This window comes from Paraburkholderia sp. SSBN10T (genome assembly GCF_056619545.1).
The window spans coordinates 276,166-302,238 of the sequence record NZ_JBWQQI010000005.1 but is presented as its reverse complement, the minus strand read 5'-3'; the positions used below and the strand labels follow the sequence as shown (position 1 = coordinate 302,238).

Sequence of the window (26,073 nt, the reverse complement as noted above, 5' to 3'; positions counted from 1 at the left end):
ATGACAGGACTCCCCTTTTGCATGTGCGCTCGCCAGAATGTTCGAGCATTTACTCAGTGTGCGCTGATTTGTGCGCCCTGTCGCGCGCAATTGCGGCAAAAATCTCATTCCTCCGCCAATTGGCCGAAATAGCCGATTGATCTTTGTGCTTAAGCAGCCCATATTGCCCTTATCTTGCGTACGCGCAGCCAGGCGCTTCGTGACCAGAACAACGATCATCGATTACACCAGTCGTGCCAGACGCCGCGGAGTGCGGGTGCCGCACTCGAAGAGGTGCACATGCCTGTTCTCGCAACGTGATTAGCGGTTCGGCCGATGCTTAGCGACATCACTTCAGATCAGCACGATTCGACACAGTGCCGGCACTGTGGTGTGACACTAGCCGCCCGTTTGCCGTCCTGTCCTTCCTGTGGGGCGAACCAGCTCGATCCGCTCGACTGGTATCCGCCGGCCGCCGGGTCAGCCAAGGCCCGCCTTGCTCCCCCGCCCGCTTCGATTGCGCCGCAACTGGCGGCGCCCGCGGCGTGGAATACCCCGGCAGGGGTCGAGGACGATCGCTTCTATGCGAAGCACGACCCGTGGCGTGTGCCGAGGTCGTACCGTTGGGCATGGAGCGTGGCGTTGGCCGTAGCGCTGCTGACTCTCGCGCTGGCCGGTTATTTCGTGCTGCGGCCTGGCGCCGAGGTCGGCATGGCGGCACCGAAAGCGGTGTCCGGCACGGTGATGGCCCAGCGCGGCGTGCCGTCTGTCGCGGGGCCGGCGCCATCCAAGGCTGCTTCGATGCCCGCGGTGACTGAGGAGCATGCGGCGCCTGTGCCCGCTCCGGCGAGTTCGGGTTCCATGCTGGCTGCGAAACCACCCGTTGCAGCGCCGTCCGTTGCGGCAGCGCCAGTGGCGAAGCTGAATGTGCCGGTGATCAGCGTGCCAAAGGCAAGTGTGGCGGAGCCGATGGTTGCTCAGGGCGCCAGCACGTCAGCTATAGGAGCGCAGGGCGCTGCGGCACAGAGTTCGCCCGCGCCAGCCAAGGCGACTGTTCCGCAACCGATGGTTGCGCAGAGCGCCGGCACGCCGGCTACGGGAGCCCAGGGCACGGCGGCGCGGAGTTCGCCCGCACCAGCCGGCGCCGAAGCAAAGCCGCTAGCGTCGGCACGGCCATCGGCCTTGTCCACGCCTGCCGCGCCGCTATCCGCGCGGCAGGCGTGGGCACCGCCCGTTGTCGGACACGACACCAAAAGCGCGCCGGAGCCGGCGCGCCCGGACGTGTCGGCGAAACTGCAGACGAACCTGCAAATTGCCCGGGCGATGCTGCAAAAGAACGATCTCTCCGCGGCAGGCGCGCGGCTCGCCGCGGTCCTCGCGGTGCAGCCGAAGAACCGCGATGCGCTCGCCTTGCACGCGGATTTGAGCGCTCGGGAACAGCAACGCGACGTGGCGCTCGAGGTCGCACGCGGCTGCGAAAACAGTGGACGCTGGACCTGCGCGTGGCACAACGCCGGTAATGCGCTGGTGCTCGATTCGAGCAGCGCGGACGCGAGGCGCATCATCGCAAGAGCGATGTATCAGGCGCAGGCCGCCAAAGCGCCGGCGCCGCCACCAGCGGTCGATCCTCCTGCCGCCGGTCTATATCATCACTGAAGACACAAAAGGAATCCGAACCGATCGGGCCAACCCGGATGACCGCAGCGCGCGGACACCCTGCGAGTTGCCAGTGTCGCCGGGCAGCCCGCCGCCGGCCTCCGTATCGCTACCTGGCGGCAACGCCTATTGCGAAGCCGAAGCGACCTGCAATTCGCCCCACGTCACGAGGATTTTCTGAATGCTGCGGGCGTAGGCGTCGCGCAGTTTGGGCGATTCCGAATGGTAGGCCCCAATCGCGCGCCAGGTGTTGCCGTATTTCACCATCTTCTGCTTCAGCAGCCATGCCGCCACATAGATGTTCACGCACGGATCGGTGAGCGCACGGTGGGGTACGCCCTGGCGGGCCAGATCGCCGAAGTGGATCGAGTTGATCTGCAACTGGCCGACATCGACCGAGCCGTTCGCGTTGCGGTTGACCGCGGAGGCGTCGCCCTTCGACTCGAACCATGCGACGGCACGCAGGATAGACGGGTTGACGCCTTGGTAAGCGGCCGCCTGGTTAAAGCAATCTTCCGCATGCGCTGCGCCGCAGAGCAGCGCCAGCGCGAAGAATGCTGCAAAACCATGCCGCGGGGCATGGCTGCCATGACGGCGCGCGGGCGCCGCGGCGATAAGGTGTAGGTTGAACACGAGTCATGCCTCCGCGTGCTGGCGTTTTCGCGAGGACGCCCAGTCATCCATGGGCGTTCGCGGGTAAAAGGGGAACGGCGGGAACTGCCGGAACGACAGGAATTGCGGGACTTTCTGCGATAACGGGTTGGGCCTGGCTTACTTGGCCAGGGCAAGATCGAGCTGCTTTTCGATGCCGCCGAGATAGGCGCGCGATGCATCCGAGACCACCATGTGCGCGGCCGGTGTCACGAACTTGTGCTCCTGCACGCGTCCCTTCTTTTTCCTTTGCGTCGGTTTGGGCAGGGAATCGTCGTCGTCATCGCTTGCAGGCGGCAGCATGGCGAGCGTCGGCAGGGGCGGATAGACCTTGTCCGATGCGGCGGGCGTGGTGGGCATCACGAGCGCGGTCGTGACGGCCGGTTGCGTTCCGCTCGCGGGCTGGCCTGCGAACGCAGACGTAGCCAGCAGCAGGCTCGTTGCCAGTACGGGTAGGCGATACATAAACTCGGCTTCCTTATGGCGTTGGCTTGATCGACACGCTGTACGGCTGGTTCGCGCCGGCCGTCAGGTTGTCGAGGCTCAGTTTCACCGAATGTTGCGCAGGCACGCCTCGCCAGATGGCCTGGTTGAGGTACGGCAGGTCTTGCCCGAGTGCGGTCACGAGAATCGTCGTGGGCTGCTTCTGCGCCGCCGCCAGCGTCCCCACCTTGGCGAGTACGGCGGTCAGTTGCGGATCGCGTGCGCCGAGCGCATCCGGCGGAATCGTGAAGCTCAGGATGTCGGTCGAGACCGGTGGCTTCTCCGGATGCGTGGTGCTCACCGCCGGCATTTGCGCGCAGCCGGCGAGAGCGAGGAGGGCGATGATAAACAGCAACTGCTTCACAAGATGCTCCCTTAAGTGTCATCGACGCTGTGAACGCGTTTTCGGCAGGCTCGGGAGGGAACTTGATATGCAAAACGCAAACGTTTGGCAAAAAAGAAAACGTATCTCAATATTGGTCGCAAGACGTGCATCAATGGCTTTTCTGCGTCGTTCCGGAAGTGAAGTTGCCCTGCCCGATCGGGCGGTCTGGAGCCCGCTTTTCGTCTGATGATGGACGATGGCGCACTGCCCGGAAAGATCAGACAATAGCCGCCGGTCGATACACGGGATGCGACGGATTTGACTCACCTTGGGAGTGGACGGGACATGAACGACAAGGTCAAAGAGCTGGCGGCGAAGCTCATCAGAAACCTCAACGGAGCCGAGTTGCACGCCGAAGTGAGGCCGCCGTTGTACGACACGATGTGCACGCGGCTCGCGACGGGTACGGCGGCGACGAAACTCGGCGCCTCGATCGATATCGTCGCGCCGGGCAAGCGCTCGTGCCCCTATCATTTTCACTACGCGCAAGAAGAAATGTTCGTGATTCTCGAGGGTGAAGGCACCTTGCGGGTGGCGGGCGAACTGCTGCCGATTCGTAGCGGCGACGTGATCTTCATTCCGCCTGGTCCGGAGTACCCGCATCAGATCGTCAACTCTTCCGCTGCGCCGCTGAAGTACCTCTCCATCGGCACGCGCGACGATCCCGAAGTTGTCGAGTATCCCGACTCGGACAAGTACCAGGCCATCGTGCGCGGTAACGCAACGAGCCGCGTGTTCGTCGGCATTCAGCGCAAGGAAAACTCGCTCGATTACTGGGACGCCGAGCCTTGAGCGTGGCCATGCGTTGAGCCGAGTGGCAAGCGGGCGACGCCGCCCGCACCTTGGCGCGAACGCCCGGCCCATGCGTTTTGAATCGGGCGCCGTGCCGCCGTGGCCGCACGCTCAGGCCGCATCGAACCGTACCTCTATGACATTTATGTCGATACCTGCAGACGAGGAATAGAATTGGGGCCCCGCGTTAAGGAAACCACCCATGTCCCTCTCGCAAGAAGCCAATCCTCTACTCGAAGACTGGCATACACCCTACGGCTTACCGCCGTTCGATCGGATCCACCCCGAGCATTTCACCCCCGCATTCGATGCCGCGATGCTTCAGCATCGGCGCGAGATTGATGCAATTGCAACTAACCCCGAAGCACCAGACTTTGCCAACACCGTGGCGGCGCTCGATGCGTGCGGCCAGTTGCTGCGCCGCATCAAGATGCTCTTCGAGAACCTCTCGCTCAGCGAAACTTCGCCTGCTTTGCAGGCCGTCGAGCGCGAGATGGCGCCGCGTATTGCTGCGCACGAAAGCGCGGTTTACCAGAACGAAACGTTGTTCGTGCGGCTGCATGCGCTATATGAACGGCGCACCAGTCTCGGTTTGACGGCTGAACAGGTGCGTTTGCTCGAGCGCTTCCATCTGGACTTCGAACGGGCCGGCGCGACGCTCGACACGCAGGAGAAAGCCCGCTTCGCCGCGATCGTCGGGGAACTGGCGACGCTGTCCACGCAGTTCGCCCAGAACGTCCTCGCCGACGAAGCATCGTTCGCCTTGACGCTTGCCACGCCCGACGAACGTGCCGGCGTGCCGTCGTTCGTGCTCGACGCCGCCCTGCAGGCGGGCCGCGAGCGCGGGTTGCCGGAAGGCACTTACGTCATCACGTTGTCGCCGTCGCTGGCCGAACCCTTCCTGACTTTCTCCGCGCGGCGCGACCTGCGCGAGCGGGTTTGGCGCGCGCGCGGCGAACGCGGCGCGCATCCGGGCGAGCACGACAACCGCCCGGTCGCTGCGCGGATGGTGGCGTTGCGGCAGGAACAGGCGGCGCTGCTGGGCTACGCGACCTATGCCGACTACAAGCTGGCCGATCGCATGGCGCCTTCGGTCGCGGCCGTCGACGAGCTGCTGCAGCGCGCGTGGAAGCCGGCCATCGAGATGGCAAAGCATGACCGCGAACGCCTGAGCGCGCTGGCGGTGGAGCTTGGCCAGCCGACGCCGATCGCCGCCTGGGACTGGCGCTATCTGGCGGAGAAAGTGCGGCAGAAAAGCTTTGCCGTCGACGCTGCCCAGGTCAAGCCGTACTTCTCGCTCGACGCGATGCAGGCCGCGATGTTCGATTGCGCGTCGCGGCTGTTCGGTGTGCGTTTCAAGGAATGTCACGGCATTCCTCTTTATCACCCCGACGCCCGTCTGTGGGAAGTGATGGACTCCGAAGGAAAATTGATCGGCGTGTTCATCGGCGACAACTTCGCGCGCCAGACCAAACGCAGCGGCGCGTGGATGAGCATTCTGCGCTCGCAGTCGGGCCGCGACGGCGGCACCTTGCCGATCGTGCTGAACAACAATAACTTCGCGAAGGGTTCGCCGACGCTGCTGGGCTTCGACGATATCCGTACGCTGTTCCATGAGTTCGGTCATGGGTTGCACGGTCTGCTGTCGAATGTGCAATACGAGCGGCTGGCCGGCACCAACGTGCTCGCGGACTTCATGGAATTACCGTCGCAGTTGTTCGAGAACTGGGCGCAGGAGCGCGAGGTGCTGTTGCGCCACGCGCGTCACGTCGAAACCGGCGAGCCGGTTCCGGCGGAACTGCTCGAGCGCCTGGACGCGGCAAGCCGTTTCGATCAGGCCTTCACGACCGTGAAGTATGTCGGGCCCGCCTTGATCGACATGGCGCTGCATGCGCGCACCGAGAAGACGCCGGTGGATATTGCACAGTTCGAGGCGGACCAGGCTGCGAAGCTCGGCGTGCCTGAGGATATCGGCATGCGTCATTACCTGGCGCATTTTCAGCATCTGTTCTCGGGTGACGAGTACGCGGCAGGCTACTACGTCTATATGTGGGCTGAGGTGCTGGAAGCGGACGGCTATGCCGCGTTCAAGGAGGCCGGCGATCCGTTTGACCGCGCCACCGCCGAGCGTTTGCTGACGTGGATCTACAGCGTGGGCAATTCGATCGATCCGGCCACCGCCTTCAGGACCTTCCGCGGGCGCGAGCCTGCGGTCGAGCCGATGCTGGAGAAGCGCGGCTTGCTGGCTGCGCCTGCTCACGGCTGATTCTTGAAGGAGGGGAGGGACGCCAGCACCTGTCGGGCGCATGGAACCCATGCGCCCGACAGAGAGCAGCAGCGCCACGTCCCACGTTATCACGCCCTAAAGTTCCTACCTTAGCCGGACACTTCGCATCCGCACCGGGCGTTGCGCTCCATTGACTCGCGTCGTCAAAGCTGCACGGCGAAATTTGTCGTGTTCAAATTCGTACCCCATCCGCTTCGTTCAGTCCGGCCCAAGCTTGTCGCCGGCGGCAGCGGCAATGGAGCGGACCCGGATTGGCCGCGCCGTGAGCAAGGATATGTTTCAGGGCTTGACGAACTGCAGCCGTTTCCGCCGGCGCGGCTCATTGGGGTTCGGCTGGGTTCATGGTTCGGATAGCCTGGACCCACAGGCCGCGCGCCGAGCCCCGCCACACGGTGCTTTCAGCCGGCCGTGCCGGGGCAGTGACCGGCCGGGAACGGACTAAAAGCGAGCCCAAAGCGCGCCGGATCTCGGCCACGAAACCCGCCCGAATCCCGGCCCGGATGTCAAGCTCGGCGGGCGTATTATGGTAAACACGCCTATACTCACGGGCGCGTCTTAAAAGTCGTACCGGGGCCGCGCCGCAGTCCGGTGCGCATTTGTCCGCTGTTTCTTACGGTGCAACCTCGTTGGCTCAGCGCCACCAACGCTCTGTCTTTCATTTCATCACGCTAAGCATCAGATATGTCTACATCGCCGAAGATCATCTACACCCTTACCGACGAAGCGCCGGCTCTGGCAACCTACTCGCTGCTGCCCATCGTGAAGGCTTTCACGCGCTCATCGGACGTCGCCGTCGAAACGCGCGACATCTCGCTGGCCGGCCGCATCATCGCCGCGTTCCCGGATTATCTGACTGCGGAGCAAAAGGGACCTGACGATCTCGCCGAACTGGGTGCACTGACTACCCGCCCGGAAGCCAACATCATCAAGCTGCCGAACATCAGCGCCTCGGTCCCGCAACTGAAGGCCGCGATCGCCGAGCTGCGCGACCAGGGCTACAAGCTGCCGTCCTATCCGGATGTCGCGACGAGCGACGAAGAGAAAGACGTCAAGGCACGCTACGACAAGATCAAGGGCAGCGCCGTGAACCCGGTGCTGCGCGAAGGCAATTCGGACCGCCGCGCGCCGCTGTCGGTCAAGAACTACGCGCGCAAGCATCCGCACAAAATGGGTGCATGGAGTGCGGACTCGAAGTCGCATGTCGCGCACATGAGCGGCGGCGATTTCTACGGCAGCGAAAAATCCGCGCTGATCGGCGCAGCGGGCAGCGTCAAGATCGAACTGACGGCCGCCGACGGCAGCAAGACGGTCCTGAAAGAAAAGACGGCAGTGAAGGCCGGTGAAATCATCGACGCCTCGCTGCTCAGCAAGAACGCGCTGCGCAGCTTCATCGAGGCGCAGATCGCCGACGCGAAGGCCAACAACGTGCTCTTCTCGGTGCACCTGAAGGCCACCATGATGAAGGTCTCGGACCCGATCATCTTCGGTCAGGTGGTTTCCGTGTTCTATAAGGATGTCCTGACGAAGCACGCCGATGCGCTGGCGAAGGTCGGCTTCAATCCGAACAACGGTATCGGCGACCTGTACGCGCGCCTGAAGGATCTGTCGGAGCAAACGCGCGAAGCGATCGAAGCCGACATGAAGGCGCAGTACGAACAGCGCCCGCATCTGGCGATGGTCAATTCGGACAAGGGCATCACGAGCCTGCACGTGCCGAGCGACGTGATCGTCGACGCATCGATGCCTGCCATGATCCGCGAGTCCGGCAAGATGTGGGGTGCCGACGGCGCACTGCACGACGCCAAGGCGGTGATTCCGGACCGTTGCTATGCGGGCGTGTACCAGGCCGTGATCGAAGACTGCAAGCAGCATGGCGCGTTCGACCCGGTCACGATGGGCAGCGTGCCCAACGTCGGCCTGATGGCGCAAGCCGCGGAAGAATACGGTTCACACGACAAGACGTTCCAGATCAAGGCGAACGGCGTGGTCCGCGTGAGCGACGAAGCCGGCAACGTGCTGCTCGAGCAGAACGTTGAAGAAGGCGACATCTGGCGCATGTGCCAGACCAAGGATGCGCCGGTGCAGGATTGGGTCAAGCTCGCGGTGAATCGCGCCCGCGCGACCGGCACGCCGGCGGTATTCTGGCTGGACGCGGCTCGCGCGCACGATGCGCAGATCATCAAGAAGGTCGAGCAGTACCTGAAGGACCACGATACGAGCGGTCTGGATATCCGCATCATGACGCCGGTCGAAGCGACCAAGTTCTCGATCGAACGCATTCGTGCCGGCAAGGACACGATTTCGGTCACCGGCAACGTGCTGCGCGACTACCTGACCGACCTGTTCCCGATCATGGAACTGGGCACCAGCGCGAAGATGCTGTCGATCGTTCCGCTGATGGCCGGTGGCGGCATGTTCGAAACGGGCGCGGGCGGTTCGGCGCCGAAGCACGTGCAGCAACTGGTCGAAGAAGGCTTCCTGCGCTGGGACTCGCTGGGTGAATTCCTCGCGCTGGCTGCCTCGCTCGAACACCTGAGCAGCGCGTATCACAACCCGAAGGCGCAGGTGCTGGCCAAGACGCTCGACCAGGCAACCGGCAAGTTCCTCGACAACGACAAGTCGCCGGCACGCAAGGTAGGCGGTATCGACAACCGCGGCAGCCACTTCTACCTGGCGATGTACTGGGCCGAGGCGCTGGCCGCGCAAACCGAAGACGCTGCATTGCAGGCGCAGTTCGCCGGTGTGGCGAAGGCGATGGCCGACAACGAAGCGAAGATCATCGAAGAGCTGGGTGCGGCGCAAGGCAAGCCGGCGGACATCGGCGGTTACTACCGTCCGAACGTCGAGCTGACCAGCAAGGCGATGCGTCCGAGCGCCACGCTCAACAAGATCGTGGACTCGGTTGCCTAAGTTGCGGTTGAACGTAGCTGGAAGTTGCAGCTAGCGGAAGTTGAAAGCGCGGATGGCGCCCGTAGGCGCCATCGTCGCGACGGCCGGTTTGATGCCGGCCGGCAGCAAGAAGTACATTAGAAGCACATGCCGCGGGCGGGTTGCACGGTTGCGTCAATCATGACGTGCCGAGCAGTCCGCCCGTTGCATTTTTGCGGCCATATGATTGCAAACCACAGCGGATTGCAAACCACGGCGCGCAGCGGTGCAAACGCGAGCGTGTCAGGGGGCGTCGTTCGGCGTGGGTCGACCAACGTGGTCCCTCAAACGTGAACGATTTCCCACTCGGAGATTTTCTCCGGTATTTCGAGCGTCGAAGTGTCGGCTTCGGACAGATGCGGACAGCAGACGCCTCTTGCGAGGTCGTCAGCGGCCTGCTGGGCACTGGCGAATGCCCCCAGCTTCTGATTGCCGAACGATGCTTCCCAGCCGTCCTTGCCGGGCAAAATGTAGAACGATCCTTCCGTCGAACCAAAGCGAAAGCCTTCCATTTTTCCTCTCCCGATCATCATGAAAAATGCGATTCCGTGGCTGACCTGCGTACGGGACGCGGGCCGGTTCTGGAGGGATCTTTGCGGGGCGGTTGCCGTAGCCCGTTCGATTCAGCCGTCCAAAACGCCAGCTCATGTAAAAGAGTCTACGTCAGCGACGCGCCGGAAAAGCTTCGGTAGTAGGATCGCTCGATTAAAAAATTATAAATAAAATCAATAGTTTATTAAGTTTATTCCGGATTGTGGAATGTAGGACGGCATTGCGAAACGGTCGGTTTGTGCCATGCACCACGATTTTTTGTAGTGCAACGATTCATGCCACATCGTGAAATTTTGAGGGGTGGGGCCGGAAGTGCACAGGCGGACTGACGGCTACGAAGCACCACACGTTTCGAACAACCATGTCTTGAGCGTCTGCACACCAGCCTGCAATTCGCCGGTGCGGGGATGCACGAGGTAATACCCGCTGGTTAGCTGGAGCGCCAGCTCAAATGGTTCGATCAGCGAGCCGTCGGCGACTTCGGCCTGTGTCAGCAGCGGGCTGGTGAGCACCACGCCTTGCCCGCGCACGGCCGCTTCGATGGCGATCAAGGACTGATCGACATGAAGGCCGCCGATGCCGTCGATCTGCGCCTCGCTCAGTGTGCTGAACTGTTTGAGCCAGGCGTTCCAGTGCGGATGCAAGGTGTTGTGCAACAGCGTGGCGCGTTGCAGATCGTCGGGGTGTTTCAGCTTCAACTGTTTCGCGTAGGCCGGGCTGCAATAGAGATGTGCCGCATCGGCGTAGAGCAGATGGACCGAGAGTGTTGCGTCGATGCCGTTGAAATAGCGGACCGCCAGATCGACCGCATCGAATTCGAAGTCGACAAACGCGGTCGACGTGCTCAGATTCAACGCGATGCCCGGATGCGCGATCACGAAATCCGTCATGCGCGGCGCAAACCATTTGGCGGCGAAACTCGGCGACATCGAGAGCCGCACGCCGTTGTCACGGGCCTCGCGCACCCGCCGGCTGGCCTCGACGATCCGCGCGAGCGCCGGCTGGATTTGTGCGCAGTAGGCGCGGCCTTCGGCCGTCGGCGTCACCTGGCGGATCTGCCGCACGAATAGCGCAATCCCCAGCCACTCTTCCAGTTTCTGGATTTGCTGGCCAACCGCGCCGGGCGTCACGTTCAGCTCCTCGGCAGCTAAAGTAAAACTGCCGAGACGCACGGAGGCCTCAAGGGCCACCAAGGCTTTCAGGGGAGGGATGGCGCGCATGGAATAGTTTTGCTATCTCATCGACGAAATTTAATCATTTGTACCGCAGCGACGGCGCCGGGACAATCGGGACACTGAAATTGTTTTTCGAGAGCGTTCGCGATGAACCCCGCTTATCTCGCCTTCACCTTGCTCGGTTTCATCTGGGGCAGCAATTTTCTGTTCATGAAACTGGCCAGCGTCTGGATCTCTCCGGCCCAGATTGTGTTTCTGCGCGTGCTGTTCGGCTTCATTCCGCTACTTGCCATCGCGCTGGGCACGCGAGCGCTCAAATGGCGTCATCTGCGGCATGCGCCTCATTTCTTCGTGATGTCGTTGCTGGCGACCACGGTCTACTACTACGCATTTGCGAAGGGCGCGGCCTTGCTGCTCTCGAGCGTGGCCGGCATGTTGAGCGGGGCGATCCCGCTGTTCTCGTTCATTTGCGCATGGGCGTTGTTGCGCGACGAGCGTCCCAGCGGCCGCATGATCGCAGGCATGTTGTGCGGCTTTCTCGGTGTCCTGCTGATCGCTCATCCGTGGACCGGCGCGGGCGCAGGGGTCAATCTGCGCGGGGTGCTGTATATGGTCGCCGGCTCGCTGAGCGTAGGCTGCTCGTTCGCTTATGCACGCCGCTTTCTCACCGGGCTGGACCTTTCGCCGCTTGCACTCTCCACCTGGCAGATCGGCTTCGCGCTTCTCACCATCGGTTGCGTGACCGACTTTCACGGCATCGGCCGGATCGGCGCCCACCCGGGAGCGCTTGCCGGCCTCGTGCTGGGTCTCGGGCTGCTGGGGACCGGGGTGGCCTATATGCTTTACTACTTCATCGTGCAGCGGCTCGGCGCGCTTGCGGCATCGAGCGTGACCTATATCCCGCCGGTGGTGGCCTTGCTGATGGGGCTCGCGTTTGCCGGCGAGCCGTTGCGGCCGCTACATCTGCTGGCGATGGCGTGCATTCTCGGCGGGGTGTATCTGTTGCAAAGCGGGCGGCGGCCGTTGCCGGCGCGTGCCGCGCAGCCTGCTGCAAAAAGCCTTCGGGCGGATGTCAGTCCCTGATGTGGCGTCCGCCTCGATGCCGACGGCGAGCGAACCGGCGCCGTTGGTTCAGATGCCGGCAGGCTCAATCAGAGAGGGGGCGCTAGCTCGCCCGATGCGAGCATGTCACGATGCTGCGCCATAGAACACATCCAGAGTCGGGAACGCGGCCGTGCCGCGCAGGCAGTCCCATAGATAGATGGCAAAACCGGGGTCGCCGGTCCATAGCGAATAGCGCAGTTGTCCATAGGCCGCTTCATCGGCTTCGGTCTGGGCGATGCCGTGCATGGCGAAAGCCCTCGCGCGCTCGAGCCATTTGATGTCGCCGGTGCGCTGGTAGAGGACCAGAAACGCATAGCCGTTGCCGCCTGTTCCGTGACACAGGTTCGAACCCTTCGTGAGCGGTCCCGCGCTCCAGATCGCCTCGCCGCCGGCGAGCAGAAGCGGATCCAGTTCGCGGCTCGGCAGATGCGCGAGGCAGACGATGAAACCCGGCGCACCGTGGCACAACTGCATGAGCAGGCGCGGCGTACGGCCTTCGGGTGTATTGAGAAAGACGCGCCAGTTCGCTTTGCCGTTCTCGAGCGTCACGGTCCGGCGCACCGTATTGACGATGCGCTGCTCCCATTCATTCCAACTGGCCGCGTCGAGCAGATGCCGGCCGCGTATCAGCGGCAGCGCGGTGCCGACGAAGCCATGGACGCCGTCGAGGTAAGTCGACTCCGTGCCGTACATATCCTGCGTCCAGTAGTGACAAGCGTGCTGTTCCGACCACTTCAGTTCGGAGGCGAGCTGCTGCGCGGTCTGCCGAAACAGGTCGGCCCAGCGTTCGTCCTGCGTGCGTTCATGGAGCAACGACGCGGCCAGCAGCGTGCCGGGCGAACCCCACATCAGTTCGCGGGTGGGGTTGTCGAGATTGCCGCGGATCAGTTCGGCGAGACGCTCGGCGAGCGCCGCGCTCGGTGTGTGTCCGTACTCGAGCATCAGCCAGGGCGTCTCGCCCATCATCCACGAAGCGAAGAACGTGCTGTCGTTCTCTTCGAGCCAGGCGCGATTCGATTTGCTTAGGGAATCGATATGCGCCAACGGGTCGCGCTGCAGTGTTACCGCGCCGACCGCTTCGAGATAATCGAGCGCCCACACGACTCCGCATGCGCCGTGGTAAAGCGGCGTAAGCGGTGAGCGCGGCTCGTCTGCGTCGCAGTCGCGTGGATGGACTGGCCAGAGTCCGTCCGTGCCCATGCGTGCCTCGGTGTCGGCGACGATCCGGCGAATGCAATCCCTTACGCGAGTCTCGTCCCATTCCAGCGCTTGCAGTGGCTCATGACGTGCCGGCTCGAAAAGCATGGATACCTCGTGTTCGTGTGGATGGTTTGAGCGCGTCTAAATGAGGAGGGTTTTATGCGCCACGAATGGTTGCCCGCAGGCCGCTCGGAAAGTGTTCGCGTCTCACGCGCCTCAAGCCGGTAAATCCGCTGGGTGGCGCATCCGCCGGGCGGCGAACCGCTTGCGAATCGCTTCACGCTGCCCGATCATCTAGCCGATGCCGATGATGCCTCAGGATAACGGCGTTGTCGAAAGGCACATGAGCTACCACGAATCCAGGCGCGAGCGAGGAAGCTGCGCACGTTACCCAGTCCGGTGCCTTACCTCGCGGCGCTCAGCGTAAATCAAACCCACGGAGTCAAGCAATGACCTACGCGCTTTACTACTCGCCCGGTGCGGCGAGCATGGCGGTTCACTGGATGCTGATCGAAGCGCGGATTCCCTTCGAGGCACGGCTGATCGACATCAACGCGGGCGCGCAACACGACCCCGAGTATCTGCGCCTGAATCCGGCGGGACGGGTGCCGACGATGATCGTCGACGGCGCGCCGCGTCACGAATCCGCCGCCTTGCTGATGCTGCTCGCCGAGCGCCATCCGGATGCCGGTCTCGCGCCGGCGCCGGGCTCGCCGGAGCGCGCCGAGTGGCTGGAGCTGATGGTATTTTTGGCCAACACCGTTTTGCCGGCGATGCGCGACTGGTTCTATGCCGGCGAGGATGGCGACCCGGCGGGTGCGGAAGCGGTCCAGGCGCTGGCGCGGCGCCGGATCGAGCAGAGCTGGGACTACCTCGACGCATTGCTTGCCGACGGCCGCGCCTACCTGGTGGGCGGAAAACTCAGTACAGCAGATTTTCTCGCCGTGATGCTGATGCGTTGGTCGCGCAACATGCCGCGCAAGGCGACGGCCTGGCCGCACCTTGGGCCTTATATCGGCAAGCTGCGCGCCTTGCCGTCGTTTATCGAACTCAACGCGAGAGAAGGCCTGAGCGACTGGAGCAATCCGGCGGGCTAACGTCAACAGACGCTGCCGCCTCGCGAGTGCATAGGCATGCCCGTATCGAGCGGCACAAGCATGCTTATGCGCCGCGAGTGACGCGTCCGAGGAGAGGTGAATGATATCGGCTTTGCTTGAAACGCTAGGCGCGCTCGCGATCCTTGCGAGCATCGCCGTCAAGGTGAACGCATTTCGCACGGTTGCGCGCGAGAACGCTAAAGATGAGCGCTTCGTTGAGCCGTGCGAGCGCGCAAGCCAAACCCACGAGCGCTTGCGCCGCAGAAATTAGAACGCGGGATTTATGAATCCGCTAGTCGGCGAGTCTCGAGTCGCGGTAATCTTGCGGCGCCTCGTTACTCAGGAAGCACGAATGAATCCAACAAAGTCTTTCCTTGCTGTCACGCTTGCCGCCGCCTTGCTCGCCGCCTCCGCCGGCGCCCGCGCGGCCGAAGGTCCCCCGGTCGCGCCGGTGCGGCCTGTCACGGATACCTACTTCGGCACGCCGGTAGTCGACAACTACCGCTACATGGAGAACCTGAAAGATCCGCAAGTCCAGCACTGGATGAAGGTGCAGGCGCGCTACACGCGCAAGGTGCTCGATGCGATTCCGGGACGCGCCGCGCTGGCCCAGCGCATCCTCGCATTGGGCGGCAAGGACCTGCGTCGCGATCAGTTTGTGCGCCGCGGCGAAAGGCTCTTTTACGAGGTGATGGAGCCGGGCGCCAATCTTCCGAAGCTGGCGTATCGCGACGGCATCGACGGCGCGGAACACATTCTGGTGGACCCGGCGAAGCTCGCGAAGGATAGCGCGCATCATTATTCGCTCGACTGGTTTTCGCCGTCATGGGATGGCCGGTATGTGGCCTACGGCGTTTCCGAAGGCGGCTCCGAACAGAGCGTGCTGCATATCGTCGACCTGAGTACCGGCAAGCAGCTTGCCGAGAGCATCGACCGCACCTCCGATGGTGTCGTCTCCTGGCGCAACGACAACCGTTCCTTCTTCTATATGCGCTATCCGAAGACGGGCCCCGACACGCCGCCCTCGCAAACCGAGTACAACGCGGTGAGCTTCCTGCACGTGCTCGGTCAACATCCCGATGGCGCCGGGGACGGCGCGGTGTTCGGCAAGGATGTCTCCGCCAGTGTCGATGTACCCGACGGTCAAGGCGCCTACGTGTTGTTGTCGCCCGATTCGCCGTATGCGGTGGCGGTAGCGAACCACAACATGGACGACGCCCCCAATTCGTTCTACATCGTCCCGCTTGCGCAGATAAACGGCGCGCGCACGCCGTGGCAAAAAATCGTCACTCCCGCCGACGGCGTGACCGGCGTGCGTTTGCGCGGCGAGCGTCTTTACTTCATGTCGAACAAGGGCGCCTCGCGCTACCAGATTTTGTCTCTGCCGCTGGCGCATCCGGATCTCGCGCAGGCTGAGGTGGTCGTGCCCGAAGGCCCGAATGTGATCGACTCGTTCGATCTCGCGAGCGACGCGATTTATCTCGGCGAACGTGCGGGCCCGAGCTTCCAGTTGAAGCGTGTCTCGTTCGACGGCAAGGATAGCCGGACCATCGAACTGCCGTTTGCGGGCACGGTGGCGGACCTGAGCACCGATCCACGCGAGCCGGGACTGATGTTCAACCTGCAGGGCTGGGTCAAGGCGCCGCGTGAGCTGGCCTACGATCCGAAGAACAACGCCGCGGTCGATACCCGCCTGATTCCGCCGGCCAGGACCGAGTCGGACGACATCGAGGCGCACGACGAGTTCGCCACCAGCTATGACGGCACGCGCATTCCGGTGTCGATCATCGCGCAGAAGGGCGTCAAGCGCGACGGCTCGCATCCGACCATCGTGACGGGCTACGCCAGCTACGGCACCTCGGAGGACCCCTACTACGATCCGACCTTGCAGGCGTGGATCGAGCGTGGCGGCATCCTCGCGGTCTCGCATATGCGCGGCGGCGGCGAGTACGGCGATGCGTGGCACCGCGCCGGGCAGAAGCTCACGAAGATCAACACGCTGCTCGACTTCGTCGCCTCCGCGCAATACATGGTCGACCAGCGCTACACGCAACCGCAGCTTCTTGCGGCGAACAGTGCCAGCGCCGGCGGTATCGTGATGGGCGGTGCGCTGGAGATCGACCCGGGTCTGTTCCGCGTGGTCCTCGACGACGTTGGCGATTCGGATTCCTTGCGTTCGGAAACCGAACCCAATGGGCCGCCTAACGTGCCGGAATTCGGCTCCACTTCGACCGAAAGCGGCTTTCACGGCCTGTACTCGATGAGCGCGTACGCCCACGTGTATGACGGCACGCCGTATCCGGCCGTGATGTTCACGACCGGCGCCAACGATCCGCGGGTTGCCTCGTGGCACATGCTGAAGATGACGGCTCGCGTGCAGGCGGCCACCAGCAGCGGGCGGCCGGTGCTGTTGCGGGTCGACTACGACGCCGGCCACGGGATCGGCTCGAGCCTCTCGCAAGCCGCCAACGAACTCGCCGACGAGTGGTCGTTCGCGCTGTGGCAGATGGGCGAGCCGGGCTTTCAGCCGAACCATTAACGCGCGTGCCCCGCTTTATTGATCCTCTAGTCGGTTGCCCGCGAGTCGCGGTAATCTTGCGGCGCCTCGTTCCTTTGGAAGCTCGAATGAAACCAACCCAGTCTTTCCTTGCCGTAACGTTCGCCGCTGCCTTGCTTGCCGCCTCCGCTGCGGCGCAGGCGATGCAAGGGCAACCGGTGGCGCCGGTGCGCCCGGTGACGGATACCTACTTCGGTACGCCGGTAGTCGACAACTACCGTTACATGGAGAACCTGAAGGATCCGGAAGTCCAGACCTGGATGAAAGATCAGGCCGCCTATACCCGCAAGGTGCTCGACACCATTCCCGGCCGCACCGAGTTGGCGCAGAAAATCGAAGGCCTGATGGGCGGCGATCTGCATCGCGACGGGTTCGAACGCCGCGGCGACCGGCTCTTCTACGAAGTGCGGGAGCCGGGCGCCAATCTGCCCAAGCTCGCTTATCGCGACGGCTTCAATGGCGAGGAACACATTCTGGTCGACCCGGCCAAGCTTGCCAAAGACAGCGCGCATCACTTCGCGCTCGACTGGTTCTCGCCGTCGGGGGACGGCCGTTATGTGGCCTACGGTATCTCCGAAGGCGGCTCGGAAAAGAGCGTGCTGCATGTGATCGATCTGCAGAGCGGCAGCGATCTGGCCGAGACCATCGACCGCGCGGAGGACTGCGTCGTCTCCTGGCGCAACGACAACCGCTCGTTCTTCTATCTGCGCTATCCGAAGCCCGGCCCCGACACGCCGCCGTCGAAGATGCTGTACAACGCCGCGACGTACCTCCACGTGCTCGGCGAGAACACCAGCGGCGACGGCGACGAGGCCGTGTTCGGCCACGGTGTGTCGCCGAAGCTCGATGTGGCCGAAGGCCAGGGCACCTATGTGCTGCTGTCGCCCGATTCGCCGTACGCCGTGGCGGTGGTGAATCACAACATGGACAACAATCCCAACATCTTCTACGTCGCGCGACTCGATCAGATCCATGGCGCCGACACGCCCTGGCAAAAGATTGCCGCGACCGAAGACGGCGTGACCGACGTGCGTCTACATGGCGACCGGCTGTATCTGCTGTCGGAGAAGGGCGCTGCACACTTCCAGATTCTCTCGATGCCGGCCGCGCATCCCGATCTCGCGCATGCCGACGTGGTCGTGCCCGAAGGCCCGAACGTGATCGACGCCTTCGCTTTGGGCAGCGATGCGATGTACATCAGCGAGCGCGCAGGGGCGAGCTTCCAGTTGAAGCAGGTCTCGTTCGACGGCAAGGAAACACAGACGGTCGATCTGCCGTTCGCGGGCACGGTGGACAGCTTGACGACGGACCCGCGCCAGCCGGGTGTGATGTTCGGCATGCAGGGCTGGGTGAAGGCGCCGCGTGAATTCGCCTACGACCCGAAGACCAAGGTGGCGAGCGACACCGGCCTGATTCCGCCGTCGAAGACGGAGTCCGGCGATATCGAGGCGCACGACGAGTTCGCCACCAGTTATGACGGCACGCGCGTTCCGGTGTCGATCATCGCGCAGAAGGGCATCAAGCGCGACGGCTCGCATCCGACCATCGTGTTCGGCTACGGCAGCTATGGCGTGTCGATGGACCCGGTGTACCGTCCGCAATGGAACGCGTGGCTCGATCACGGCGGCATCATCGTGGTGTCGCATATGCGCGGCGGCGGCGAGTACGGCGACGCCTGGCACCGTGCGGGTCAGAAGCTCACCAAGATCAATACGATGCTCGACTTCAACGCCAGCGCGCAGTACATGATCGATCAGCACTACACGCAGTCGAAGTATCTGGCGGCGAACAGCGCCAGCGCCGGCGGCATCGTGATGGGCGGCGCGATGGAGATCAACCCGGGCCTGTTCCGGGTGGTGATGGACGACGTGGGCCTGTCCGATGCCTTGCGCTTCGAAACGGAGCCGAACGGGCCGCCGAACGTGCCGGAAATGGGTTCGTCGTCGGATGAGGCCGGTTTTCATGGTCTCTATGCGATGAGTGCCTATGCGCATATCCACGACGACATGCCTTACCCGGCGATTATCTTCACGACCGGTGCGAACGATCCGCGTGTCTCGTCATGGCATATGCTGAAGATGGCGGCGCGGATGCAGTCGGCCACCAGCAGCGGGCGTCCGGTGCTATTGCGCATCGACTTCGACGCGGGCCACGGGATGGGTTCGAGCATGTCGCAGCGCGCCAACATGCTGGCCGACGAGTGGGCGTTCGCACTCTGGCAGATGGGCGAGCCGGGGTTCCAGCAGACGCATTGAGCGGGAGGTGACGGGGTTGCCCTGCGGGAGAAGCTGGAGGGCAACCTGCAACGTCGCTTCAGGCTAAATCCGGACGGGCCCGCTTTGCGCGGGCCGGTTCGGTGTCGAGAAGGTCTCGGGCAGTTCTGAAGTAGATATCAGGCGGGTGGCAGGCACCCGCCCAAACGGACGTTAAACGCTCGCGCGCCTGGGCGTCACCACCGACACCACGAACGTCACGACAATATTCGCCGCCAGCGCGATCAGGCCGATATACAGCGGATAGGTCGCATCGCCCAGATGCACCGCGAACACCGGCTTCAGGCCTTGCGAAATCGCCAGCCCGGACCCCAGCACGATCCCCACCAGCCAGCCGAGGAACAGCCCCGGCGTATTCAGGCGCCGCGTGTACAGCGAGAACACGATGGCCGGGAAAATCTGCAGAATCCACACGCCGCCAAGCAACTGAAGATCGATCGCATACTGCGTGGGCAGGAACACGATAAACAGCAGCGCGCCGAACTTCACCACCAGCGAGGCGATTTTCGCCGTCGAGGCTTCCGCGCTCGACGACATGTCCGGCGAGACGATCGGACGCCACAGATTGCGTGTGAACAGATTGGCCGCGCCGATCGACATGATGGCCGCCGGCACCAGCGCGCTGATCGCAATCGCCGCCGCGGCAAAGCCGACGAACCACGACGGGAACAGCGTACCGAACAGCGCCGGCACGACGTCGGAAGCCGACTTCACATGCACGCCGGCTGCAATCGCCATATAGCCGAGCAGCGCGATCAGGCCCAGCAGCAACGTGTACGCCGGCAGGAAGATCGCGTTCTTGCGCACCGTCGCAGCGGAGGACGACGACAACACCGCCGTCATCGTGTGCGGATACATGAACGCCGCCAGCGCCGAGCCGAGTGCCAGCGACGCATACGCCGTGAACTGCGTCGGCTTCAGAATGATGCCGGTTGCGCCGCCCTTTGCCTTGAAGTAATGATCGGCCACATCGAACACCTGGCCATAGCCGCCAAGTTTTGATGGAATCAGCCAGATTGCCGCGATCACGACAATGTAGATCATGATGTCCTTGACGAAGGCGATCATCGCCGGCGCGCGCAGGCCGCTCGTGTAGGTGTAGAGCGCGAGGATCACGAAGGCGACGACCAGCGGCAGTTCGCCGCTTACACCCAGCCCCTTGATGACCACCTGCATGCCTACCAGTTGCAGCGCGATATACGGCATGGTCGCGACGATGCCGGTCAGCGCCACCGCGCCCGGGAACCATTTGCCGCCGTACTCGCCCTTCACATAGTCGGCTGCCGTAATGTGATTTTTGGCATGTGCGATCTGCCACAGCTTCGGCATCACGGCAAACACGAACGGATAGACGATGATCGTATAAGGCAGCGCGAAGAAGCCATACGCGCCCACCGAATACACCAGCGCCGGCACCGCGATCACGGTATAGGCGGTGTAGAAGTCGCCACCCACGAGGAACCACGAGATGATCACGCCGAACTGCCGGCCACCGAGACCCCACTCGTGCAACTGCGTGAGGTCGCCGCGCTTCCAGCGTGCGGCGAAGAAACCCACTACGGTGACCAGCAGGAAGAAGAAAATGAAAATCGCCATCGCGACCGGGTTGACTGGAATCGCGTCGCTCATTTGAGACCCCGGTACACAATGTAGATCAGCAGGGAGGTGAGCGGCACCCACAGGAACTGATACCAGTAGAAGAACGGAAAGCCGGCGAACGACGGACGCGTGTCGTTATAGAACGGCAGCCAGAGCAGCGCGATATACGGAATCAGCAAGATGAGCCATAGCCAGGAACGGCCGGCTGGAGCGGTAGTTTCCAAGAGATCCCCTAGATTGTGTGTGTTGGAACGGAGCGTCGGGTGCTGTCGCGCCGCCGCGGGACTTGTCATGCGTCTGTATCGGCGGCGTCAGCGCGCATTATCCAGGAATTTTTCGGGCGATGCTCGTAGCCGGGCAACGGCGCCGGGATGGCGGTGCTGGCGTGCCGGGGCATTGAGCCGGTATATTCGCCGGATCAATCGCGTGATCCTTGCCGCTTGTCTCGCTACCTGAACTCGTCAAACAACAGATGCAACCGATTCTTCTCGATGTGCCGGACAGCTTCCACACCGAGCGTCTGACGCTCCGTAGTCCGCGGCCGGGCGACGGTCAGGCGGTTTTCGAAGCTGTGGTCGACTCGCTGGCTGAACTGAGGCAGTTTCCGGCCTCGCTGCCGTGGGCGGTCTACGAGCCATCGGTCGAGGGTTCGGAAGCGTTTGCGCGCACCGGCTTCACGAATTTTGCGGCGCGCCGCGACTTCCCGTTCCTTATGCTGTTGCGCGGCACGCAGACGGTGGTCGGCTGCGGGGGCATCCACCATCCGCGCTGGGCGGTTCCCGCTTTCGAAGCGGGATGGTGGGGCCGCACGCCGTATCTCGGTCAGGGCTTGATCAGCGAGGCTGTCGAGGCGCTGTTGGGATTCGCCTTCGCGTCGCTCGGCGCGCGCCGCGTAGAGGCGTTCACCGACGATCTCAACGAACCCGCCTGGCGCCTGTGCGAGCGGCTCGGCATGGCTCACGAGGGCACGCTTTGCAATGAGCGGATTGCGCCGGACGGACAGCTTCGCAACACGCGCGTCTATGCGCGAACCCGCTGACTGGTCTGACAAGGGCGGAGCGCCATCGGGCTATTTATTGCCCGCATAAACCGAGCTTCGTGCCGTGTGCGGAATCAGGGTGCAAGAGGGTATCGGCGCTGCGTTTAAACAGGCAGAATAATTGGGCAACACAGGCCTGTGGCATGTCCCAACGAGGCAACCTTAAGGCGAGCTTAAGTCGGTGACAAAACGACACAAATATAGACGAACGATCCACAGATCGTCGGGGTCATTGAGTTTACGATGCGTGCTTAGCGGCACTGTACTTTGCGCTCTTGTTGCGCTTCCTGTTTGCAAAGCGTAAGAAACTGCGCCTGACTGTATCCCGGGCCGTACCGAATGACATGCGCATGTAATTAGGCATGCATATAAAGCGAACTCGATGTGTCTGCAATCATTTGAGGATTGGATGTGAGCTTGAACCTGCCGTCCAACGGTCCAGCGTACGTCTCTCGCGAAGTCCGCCAGGGTGTGCCGCTGAGCTATGTCAGCGAAAAGTTGTCGCACGCGATCATCGATACGCATGCGGTCGGTGTGGCGCATCCCGAAGCGCGCAAGCGCCTCGCTCACGTCATGTATTCGCAAACCAAGGCGTTCCTCGCGTTGCACAACGTGTTGGGCGCAGCGGATGCGCCGGGTTTGCCCGAGCTTCTGCTGGATATGGAGCGCCACGAGCTGAATAGCTGGATTGCCGAGGTCGTCAAGCATGGCGACCTGCTGGGCACCGGCGACGCTTGACCCTCCTGCGGTTCCGCCAGCGTTTCCCCTCCCTGCCGTTCGAGGCGACGTGCACACGGCGGCGTGCACACGTCGCGTTCTGCGGCCGCGGACCTTTCCCCTTCGTGCCGCGCGCTTTTCAACCCGCCTCTCAACCCATCAGAAAACGGCTAAACAGGCGGTCGCAGTCACGTCTGACGATGCCATAGCATTCGCAGGCGTGGCGCTCGAGCGGCGCCCGGTCGAGTACTTCGATCACGCCCCTGCGGTATCGGATGACGGCAGCACGTTGCAGATCGCGGATGACTTCGGCGATGCTGGCTCGTCGCATCCCCAGCAGGTTCGCGATCGACTCCTGCATCACATGAACCTCGTTCGAGTCGATCTGGTCGAGGATCAGCAGCAGCCAGCGGCAAAGCTGCTGCGCGACTGAATGGTGGCGGCTACAGACAGCGGTCTGCGCAATCTGCGTAAGCAGCGTGTGGATGTAGCTCAGGAACAGGCGCTGGACCGCGCCACCGCGGGCGAATTCCTCGCGCACCACTTCGCTGTCGAGCCGGTAGGCGCGGCCAGCGCTTTGGACGATCGCGCGGCTCGGCACGGTGTCGCCACCCATGAACATGGCAATGCCGAGCAGGCCTTCTTTGCCGATCACCGCGATTTCGGCCGACGCGCCATCCTCGAGGACGCGCAACATCGACAGGACCGCCGTGGTGGGCAGATAGAGATGGCTCAGCAGGTCACCCGCCTCATAGACCACATGTCCCAAGGGCAGGGAAACCGGCACAAGGTGGGGAGCCAGACGGGCCCGGTCGACTGCGGGCAAGGCTGCGAGCAGCCGGTTGTCCGCCGCTGAAGGCGGTTGCGCCTCAGACTCTACGCACGCATCCTCTCCCTGCTCGGCCAGGCTCGCCCCTCGGGCGACCCGCTCGGCGAGCAGCAGATGCTGCGCAATCTGCTCATCGCGGCTTTTTTCCGGCAGCAGGCTCAGGACGGCCGCGCGCATATCGGCCTGGCCGAGTACGTCGAGCAGCTTGAGTTTGGTGAGCGTTCCCAGATCGCTCTTGCCCGTGCGCCACGCCGAAATCTGTGCCCGGGTCAGACCGAGGCTGTCTGCCAGTTGGGCGTCGCTACCGAACCGGCCCTTCGTCTTGACTTCGTCGAATAGGGCGTTCCAATCATTCATTGTGATCGATAGCTAAAAACGGTGTCAAATTCACTTGACGACCATTGGGCTGAATGAAAGAATCAAAAACTGCCTGAATTTGTCAAATTCATTCGACATTTATAGCATAGCTGCGCATCTCTAGCGGGGCGTTCGCAGGCCGATCCATTTCCACTGGCCCCTATGCTGACGAGGCCTGCTATATGAGCGGAACTTCTTTTATTCGCCTACCCATCGCGCTGCATACGCGCGAACCGATTGTCGCCGCTTCCGGCCCTCTGGACGATGAACAATTTGCGGTCCAGCAAATTGAGTTCATCAAGCTGCTGTTCGGCTACATCGCGTATCTGCGCGAGCATTCCCGTGAAACGCCGGTCGCCGATGCGTTCCTCTCCACGTTCGTCAATCTGCTGGAAACGATGGAGGCGAATGCGCCCGGAGAGGCATGTGGTTGCGTGCTGAAACTCCAGCAGATCATCGGCGTCGTTTTCCCGGGCGCGGCGGCAGGCGGTTCGTCCGTCAGCCATGCGGCGCGCGAGCCGGCCGCCGTGGAAAGAAGCGGGGATTCGGGCGAGCGCGCAGCGCAATAGTTTGAAAAGCAGCACCGCAGCGGTGCTCGCCTGCCGGTTATATCGTATTTGATAGGGATTCCGTAGCAAACGAGGCGGCTCGCTTCGCGCGGCAAGCGCGCTTTCGAGCTACGCCGAAGACGCGCATCAAGCACACCTTTGCGCATCGTCGAGCGCGCCCGCGAGCAGGTCTTTGACCCGCGCGAGCAGCCCGTCGCGCCGCCAGGCGACGTATTTCGCGTAGCAGGTCTGGGCGGGAGGATAGGTGCAGGGCAGCCGGTGCCATTTGTTGCCGTTCGCCTCGACCCACAGGATGGCGTCGAGAATCTCGCGATCGGGGCGGCGAGGGCGTCCGCGCTTGATATCGTGATTCGAAAAGAGGTGCTGGATGCGAAACCACTCGTGATCCGAGAGGCGCACTGGTTCAGGTAGCGTGGACCAAAATGATACGGCAGATGCGCCGTCTGGAGCCGGCATAGCCATAAGATCTTCCCGCAACAATATAATTAATATTACTGAATGACTGCGCGGGTGTTGCGCAGTTCGCCTTACTCTCATCAGGCCGCTTCATTCTTTCAGTGAGACGGCTGCGCAGTCAAGTGAATTTGACGGCATGGATGAACTCAATGTGCACCATGGCGATGCATGCGCAACCGTTCACCAGGCTGAAAACGTTTGCATTCAGTAAACGTCTGTAAACGAACCTGTAACTCTAATAATACGCACCGGTTCTAGACTGCTGCTGGTTCGGAGCGCAGTCGTTGGGTTCCGGACGGGCAAGCGTTCTCCCATCAGTAGGCGCGTCATCCGGATTGACCCATGTGGCCGGCCGTTCAGCCAATTTCCCGCGTAGCGCTGATTCTTTCGCCAGCAATCGGTGATTCGCTGCTGATGATGACGGTCGCGCGAAATCTTCGGCATCATGGCATCGAGGTCACCGTATTCGGTCGGCAGATCCGCTCCCTGCGCGACTGGTTTCCGGGTATCGATACGCAGGATGATCTGGGGGCCGGCCGTCCGGCGGCCGGCGATCCGGGGGCCGGTCACCCGGGGGCCATCCATCCGGCGGTCGACTTCACAACAGCCGGCGTCCCGGCGCCTGCCGATCTTACACCGAGGCTGTCCGGCTTCGACTACGTGCTGCAGATGCATCGGAACAAGCCGTTCGTCGGCCTCGAACACTGCCATCCGCGCGTGATATTTCTCGATCACCTGTGCCGGGCCCGCTCACCGGAGTCGATGGCAGACCGACTGGCCCGCTTCTGCCGCAACGACCTGGGCCTCGCGAGCGTACACAAGAGCAACGGCATGACCGCGCCGGCCGGCCTGCAGCACCGCAAATACCCGTTGCGCGTAGCGATTCACCCCACCGCCAGCACGGCCGACAAATGCTGGCTGGCCTCTCGCTTCATCCGGCTTGCCCTGAAGCTGCGCGAACTGGGCTTCAGTCCGGAGTTCGTCGTCGCTCCGCAGGAGCGAGCCGACTGGCTTCACATCGAACGTCTCGGGCTTGCACTGCCCGATCTCGGTTCCCTCGATAACGTGGCCTCGTGGATCTTCGAGTCGGGCTGGTTCATCGGCAACGATTCCGGTATCGGCCATCTGGCGTCGAGCCTGGATATTCCGACGCTGTCGCTGTTCATGCGCCGCGGGTTGGCCCACACCTGGCGGCCCGGCTGGGGCGCGGGGCAAGTGCTGATCGGCAGCACCTATCTGCCAACCGGGTTCCTCAAAGAGCGCTACTGGAAGTACATGTTGTCCGTCAGGCAGGTCTCCCGCGCGTTCGAGCAACTGCGCACCACCTTGCACTTCGCATGAGATCCGCGCCGAACACCTGGTGGGTGCGGCGCTGCACGCGTCCTTCA

Annotated in this window: 22 protein-coding genes; 12 read left to right on the top strand and 10 right to left on the bottom strand. The window is 62.8% G+C overall.

Annotated elements, in window-relative coordinates:
* Positions 1-372: 372 nt before the first annotated feature.
* Positions 373-1,635, top strand: a complete 1,263-nt coding sequence (locus tag AC1ECK_RS10505; protein WP_480318620.1) for a hypothetical protein — start codon at positions 373-375, stop codon at positions 1,633-1,635.
* A gap of 126 nt (positions 1,636-1,761) precedes the next feature.
* Here the strand turns inward: AC1ECK_RS10505 and AC1ECK_RS10500 are convergent, their stop codons facing one another.
* The 3 genes from AC1ECK_RS10500 to AC1ECK_RS10490 all read right to left on the bottom strand — a co-directional run bounded on the left by AC1ECK_RS10500 (position 1,762) and on the right by AC1ECK_RS10490 (position 3,133).
* A complete protein-coding gene (locus tag AC1ECK_RS10500; protein ID WP_480318818.1) occupies positions 1,762-2,181 on the bottom strand; it encodes a lytic transglycosylase domain-containing protein in 420 nt (139 codons plus the stop codon).
* A gap of 225 nt (positions 2,182-2,406) precedes the next feature.
* Entirely contained in the window at positions 2,407-2,751 is a 345-nt protein-coding gene (locus AC1ECK_RS10495; RefSeq protein WP_480318618.1) for a hypothetical protein, read from the bottom strand.
* Positions 2,752-2,764: 13 nt separating this feature from the next.
* Positions 2,765-3,133, bottom strand: a complete 369-nt coding sequence (locus AC1ECK_RS10490) for a hypothetical protein (protein WP_480318616.1) — start codon at positions 3,131-3,133, stop codon at positions 2,765-2,767.
* Positions 3,134-3,439: 306 nt separating this feature from the next.
* On the opposite strand from AC1ECK_RS10490, the gene AC1ECK_RS10485 reads away from it, so the two are divergent.
* The 3 genes from AC1ECK_RS10485 (at position 3,440) to AC1ECK_RS10475 (ending at position 9,143) form a co-directional block, all read left to right on the top strand.
* The gene (locus AC1ECK_RS10485) at positions 3,440-3,946 is read left to right on the top strand and encodes a cupin domain-containing protein (RefSeq protein ID WP_480318614.1); all 507 of its coding nucleotides are present in this window, start codon (positions 3,440-3,442) and stop codon (positions 3,944-3,946) included.
* Between the two features lie 202 nt (positions 3,947-4,148).
* On the top strand, positions 4,149-6,212 hold the full coding sequence (locus tag AC1ECK_RS10480; RefSeq protein ID WP_480318612.1) for a M3 family metallopeptidase: 2,064 nt from the start codon (positions 4,149-4,151) through the stop codon (positions 6,210-6,212).
* Positions 6,213-6,914: 702 nt separating this feature from the next.
* Positions 6,915-9,143 carry an NADP-dependent isocitrate dehydrogenase gene (locus AC1ECK_RS10475; protein ID WP_480318610.1) on the top strand — a complete coding sequence of 743 codons (2,229 nt, stop codon included), beginning with the start codon at positions 6,915-6,917 and terminating at the stop codon, positions 9,141-9,143.
* A gap of 302 nt (positions 9,144-9,445) precedes the next feature.
* Here the strand turns inward: AC1ECK_RS10475 and AC1ECK_RS10470 are convergent, their stop codons facing one another.
* Entirely contained in the window at positions 9,446-9,673 is a 228-nt protein-coding gene (locus tag AC1ECK_RS10470; protein WP_480318608.1) for a hypothetical protein, read from the bottom strand.
* Between the two features lie 372 nt (positions 9,674-10,045).
* Complete coding sequence (locus AC1ECK_RS10465) at positions 10,046-10,933, bottom strand: LysR substrate-binding domain-containing protein (protein WP_480318606.1); 888 nt, start codon at positions 10,931-10,933, stop codon at positions 10,046-10,048.
* Positions 10,934-11,035: 102 nt separating this feature from the next.
* Between AC1ECK_RS10465 and AC1ECK_RS10460 the strand changes: the two genes are divergently transcribed.
* Positions 11,036-11,971, top strand: a complete 936-nt coding sequence (locus tag AC1ECK_RS10460; RefSeq protein WP_480318604.1) for a DMT family transporter — start codon at positions 11,036-11,038, stop codon at positions 11,969-11,971.
* A 105-nt stretch (positions 11,972-12,076) separates the two neighbouring features.
* Here AC1ECK_RS10460 and AC1ECK_RS10455 read toward each other — a convergent pair whose 3' ends face one another.
* Complete coding sequence (locus AC1ECK_RS10455) at positions 12,077-13,297, bottom strand: lanthionine synthetase C family protein (protein ID WP_480318602.1); 1,221 nt, start codon at positions 13,295-13,297, stop codon at positions 12,077-12,079.
* Between the two features lie 344 nt (positions 13,298-13,641).
* Here AC1ECK_RS10455 and AC1ECK_RS10450 point away from each other — a divergent pair, with 344 nt between their 5' ends.
* From AC1ECK_RS10450 to AC1ECK_RS10440, 3 genes are all read left to right on the top strand, one after another.
* Positions 13,642-14,289, top strand: coding sequence for a glutathione S-transferase family protein (locus AC1ECK_RS10450; protein ID WP_480318600.1), 648 nt, complete (start codon positions 13,642-13,644; stop codon positions 14,287-14,289).
* 352 nt (positions 14,290-14,641) lie between these two features.
* Positions 14,642-16,828 carry a prolyl oligopeptidase family serine peptidase gene (locus AC1ECK_RS10445; RefSeq protein ID WP_480318599.1) on the top strand — a complete coding sequence of 729 codons (2,187 nt, stop codon included), beginning with the start codon at positions 14,642-14,644 and terminating at the stop codon, positions 16,826-16,828.
* Between the two features lie 86 nt (positions 16,829-16,914).
* Positions 16,915-19,101, top strand: coding sequence for a prolyl oligopeptidase family serine peptidase (locus tag AC1ECK_RS10440; protein ID WP_480318597.1), 2,187 nt, complete (start codon positions 16,915-16,917; stop codon positions 19,099-19,101).
* Between the two features lie 171 nt (positions 19,102-19,272).
* Here the strand turns inward: AC1ECK_RS10440 and mctP are convergent, their stop codons facing one another.
* A complete protein-coding gene (gene mctP, locus AC1ECK_RS10435; protein ID WP_480318595.1) occupies positions 19,273-20,748 on the bottom strand; it encodes a monocarboxylate uptake permease MctP in 1,476 nt (491 codons plus the stop codon).
* Positions 20,745-20,942 carry a DUF3311 domain-containing protein gene (locus AC1ECK_RS10430; protein WP_480318593.1) on the bottom strand — a complete coding sequence of 66 codons (198 nt, stop codon included), beginning with the start codon at positions 20,940-20,942 and terminating at the stop codon, positions 20,745-20,747. The genes mctP and AC1ECK_RS10430 overlap by 4 nt, the downstream gene beginning before the upstream one ends.
* Positions 20,943-21,190: 248 nt before the next feature.
* On the opposite strand from AC1ECK_RS10430, the gene AC1ECK_RS10425 reads away from it, so the two are divergent.
* Positions 21,191-21,757 carry a GNAT family N-acetyltransferase gene (locus AC1ECK_RS10425; RefSeq protein ID WP_480318591.1) on the top strand — a complete coding sequence of 189 codons (567 nt, stop codon included), beginning with the start codon at positions 21,191-21,193 and terminating at the stop codon, positions 21,755-21,757.
* A gap of 411 nt (positions 21,758-22,168) precedes the next feature.
* Positions 22,169-22,495: a hypothetical protein gene (locus AC1ECK_RS10420; RefSeq protein WP_480318589.1), complete on the top strand. Its 327-nt coding sequence runs from the start codon at positions 22,169-22,171 to the stop codon at positions 22,493-22,495.
* A gap of 130 nt (positions 22,496-22,625) precedes the next feature.
* Here the strand turns inward: AC1ECK_RS10420 and AC1ECK_RS10415 are convergent, their stop codons facing one another.
* Positions 22,626-23,660 (bottom strand): Crp/Fnr family transcriptional regulator, encoded by a 1,035-nt coding sequence (locus AC1ECK_RS10415; protein ID WP_480318587.1) that lies wholly within the window; start codon positions 23,658-23,660, stop codon positions 22,626-22,628.
* Between the two features lie 182 nt (positions 23,661-23,842).
* Between AC1ECK_RS10415 and AC1ECK_RS10410 the strand changes: the two genes are divergently transcribed.
* A complete protein-coding gene (locus AC1ECK_RS10410; protein WP_480318585.1) occupies positions 23,843-24,229 on the top strand; it encodes a hypothetical protein in 387 nt (128 codons plus the stop codon).
* Between the two features lie 126 nt (positions 24,230-24,355).
* On the opposite strand, the gene AC1ECK_RS10405 is transcribed toward AC1ECK_RS10410, so the two are convergent.
* Positions 24,356-24,691 carry a transposase gene (locus tag AC1ECK_RS10405; RefSeq protein ID WP_480318583.1) on the bottom strand — a complete coding sequence of 112 codons (336 nt, stop codon included), beginning with the start codon at positions 24,689-24,691 and terminating at the stop codon, positions 24,356-24,358.
* 336 nt (positions 24,692-25,027) lie between these two features.
* Between AC1ECK_RS10405 and AC1ECK_RS10400 the strand changes: the two genes are divergently transcribed.
* Positions 25,028-26,026 carry a glycosyltransferase family 9 protein gene (locus AC1ECK_RS10400; RefSeq protein ID WP_480318581.1) on the top strand — a complete coding sequence of 333 codons (999 nt, stop codon included), beginning with the start codon at positions 25,028-25,030 and terminating at the stop codon, positions 26,024-26,026.
* Positions 26,027-26,073 lie beyond the last annotated feature (47 nt).

Excerpts from the sequence above, each read along its gene's own strand:
- AC1ECK_RS10400 (WP_480318581.1), top strand. The coding sequence starts at position 25,028 with ATGTGGCCGGCCGTTCAGCCAATTTCCCGCGTAGCGCTGATTCTTTCG.
- AC1ECK_RS10495 (WP_480318618.1), bottom strand. The coding sequence starts at position 2,751 with ATGTATCGCCTACCCGTACTGGCAACGAGCCTGCTGCTGGCTACGTCT.
- AC1ECK_RS10470 (WP_480318608.1), bottom strand. The coding sequence starts at position 9,673 with ATGGAAGGCTTTCGCTTTGGTTCGACGGAAGGATCGTTCTACATTTTG.
- AC1ECK_RS10485 (WP_480318614.1), top strand. The coding sequence starts at position 3,440 with ATGAACGACAAGGTCAAAGAGCTGGCGGCGAAGCTCATCAGAAACCTC.
- AC1ECK_RS10475 (WP_480318610.1), top strand. The coding sequence starts at position 6,915 with ATGTCTACATCGCCGAAGATCATCTACACCCTTACCGACGAAGCGCCG.
- AC1ECK_RS10405 (WP_480318583.1), bottom strand. The coding sequence starts at position 24,691 with ATGGCTATGCCGGCTCCAGACGGCGCATCTGCCGTATCATTTTGGTCC.
- AC1ECK_RS10460 (WP_480318604.1), top strand. The coding sequence starts at position 11,036 with ATGAACCCCGCTTATCTCGCCTTCACCTTGCTCGGTTTCATCTGGGGC.
- AC1ECK_RS10425 (WP_480318591.1), top strand. The coding sequence starts at position 21,191 with ATGCAACCGATTCTTCTCGATGTGCCGGACAGCTTCCACACCGAGCGT.
- AC1ECK_RS10455 (WP_480318602.1), bottom strand. The coding sequence starts at position 13,297 with ATGCTTTTCGAGCCGGCACGTCATGAGCCACTGCAAGCGCTGGAATGG.
- AC1ECK_RS10445 (WP_480318599.1), top strand. The coding sequence starts at position 14,642 with ATGAATCCAACAAAGTCTTTCCTTGCTGTCACGCTTGCCGCCGCCTTG.
- AC1ECK_RS10410 (WP_480318585.1), top strand. The coding sequence starts at position 23,843 with ATGAGCGGAACTTCTTTTATTCGCCTACCCATCGCGCTGCATACGCGC.
- AC1ECK_RS10465 (WP_480318606.1), bottom strand. The coding sequence starts at position 10,933 with ATGCGCGCCATCCCTCCCCTGAAAGCCTTGGTGGCCCTTGAGGCCTCC.
- AC1ECK_RS10415 (WP_480318587.1), bottom strand. The coding sequence starts at position 23,660 with ATGAATGATTGGAACGCCCTATTCGACGAAGTCAAGACGAAGGGCCGG.
- AC1ECK_RS10440 (WP_480318597.1), top strand. The coding sequence starts at position 16,915 with ATGAAACCAACCCAGTCTTTCCTTGCCGTAACGTTCGCCGCTGCCTTG.
- AC1ECK_RS10450 (WP_480318600.1), top strand. The coding sequence starts at position 13,642 with ATGACCTACGCGCTTTACTACTCGCCCGGTGCGGCGAGCATGGCGGTT.
- AC1ECK_RS10480 (WP_480318612.1), top strand. The coding sequence starts at position 4,149 with ATGTCCCTCTCGCAAGAAGCCAATCCTCTACTCGAAGACTGGCATACA.
- mctP (WP_480318595.1), bottom strand. The coding sequence starts at position 20,748 with ATGAGCGACGCGATTCCAGTCAACCCGGTCGCGATGGCGATTTTCATT.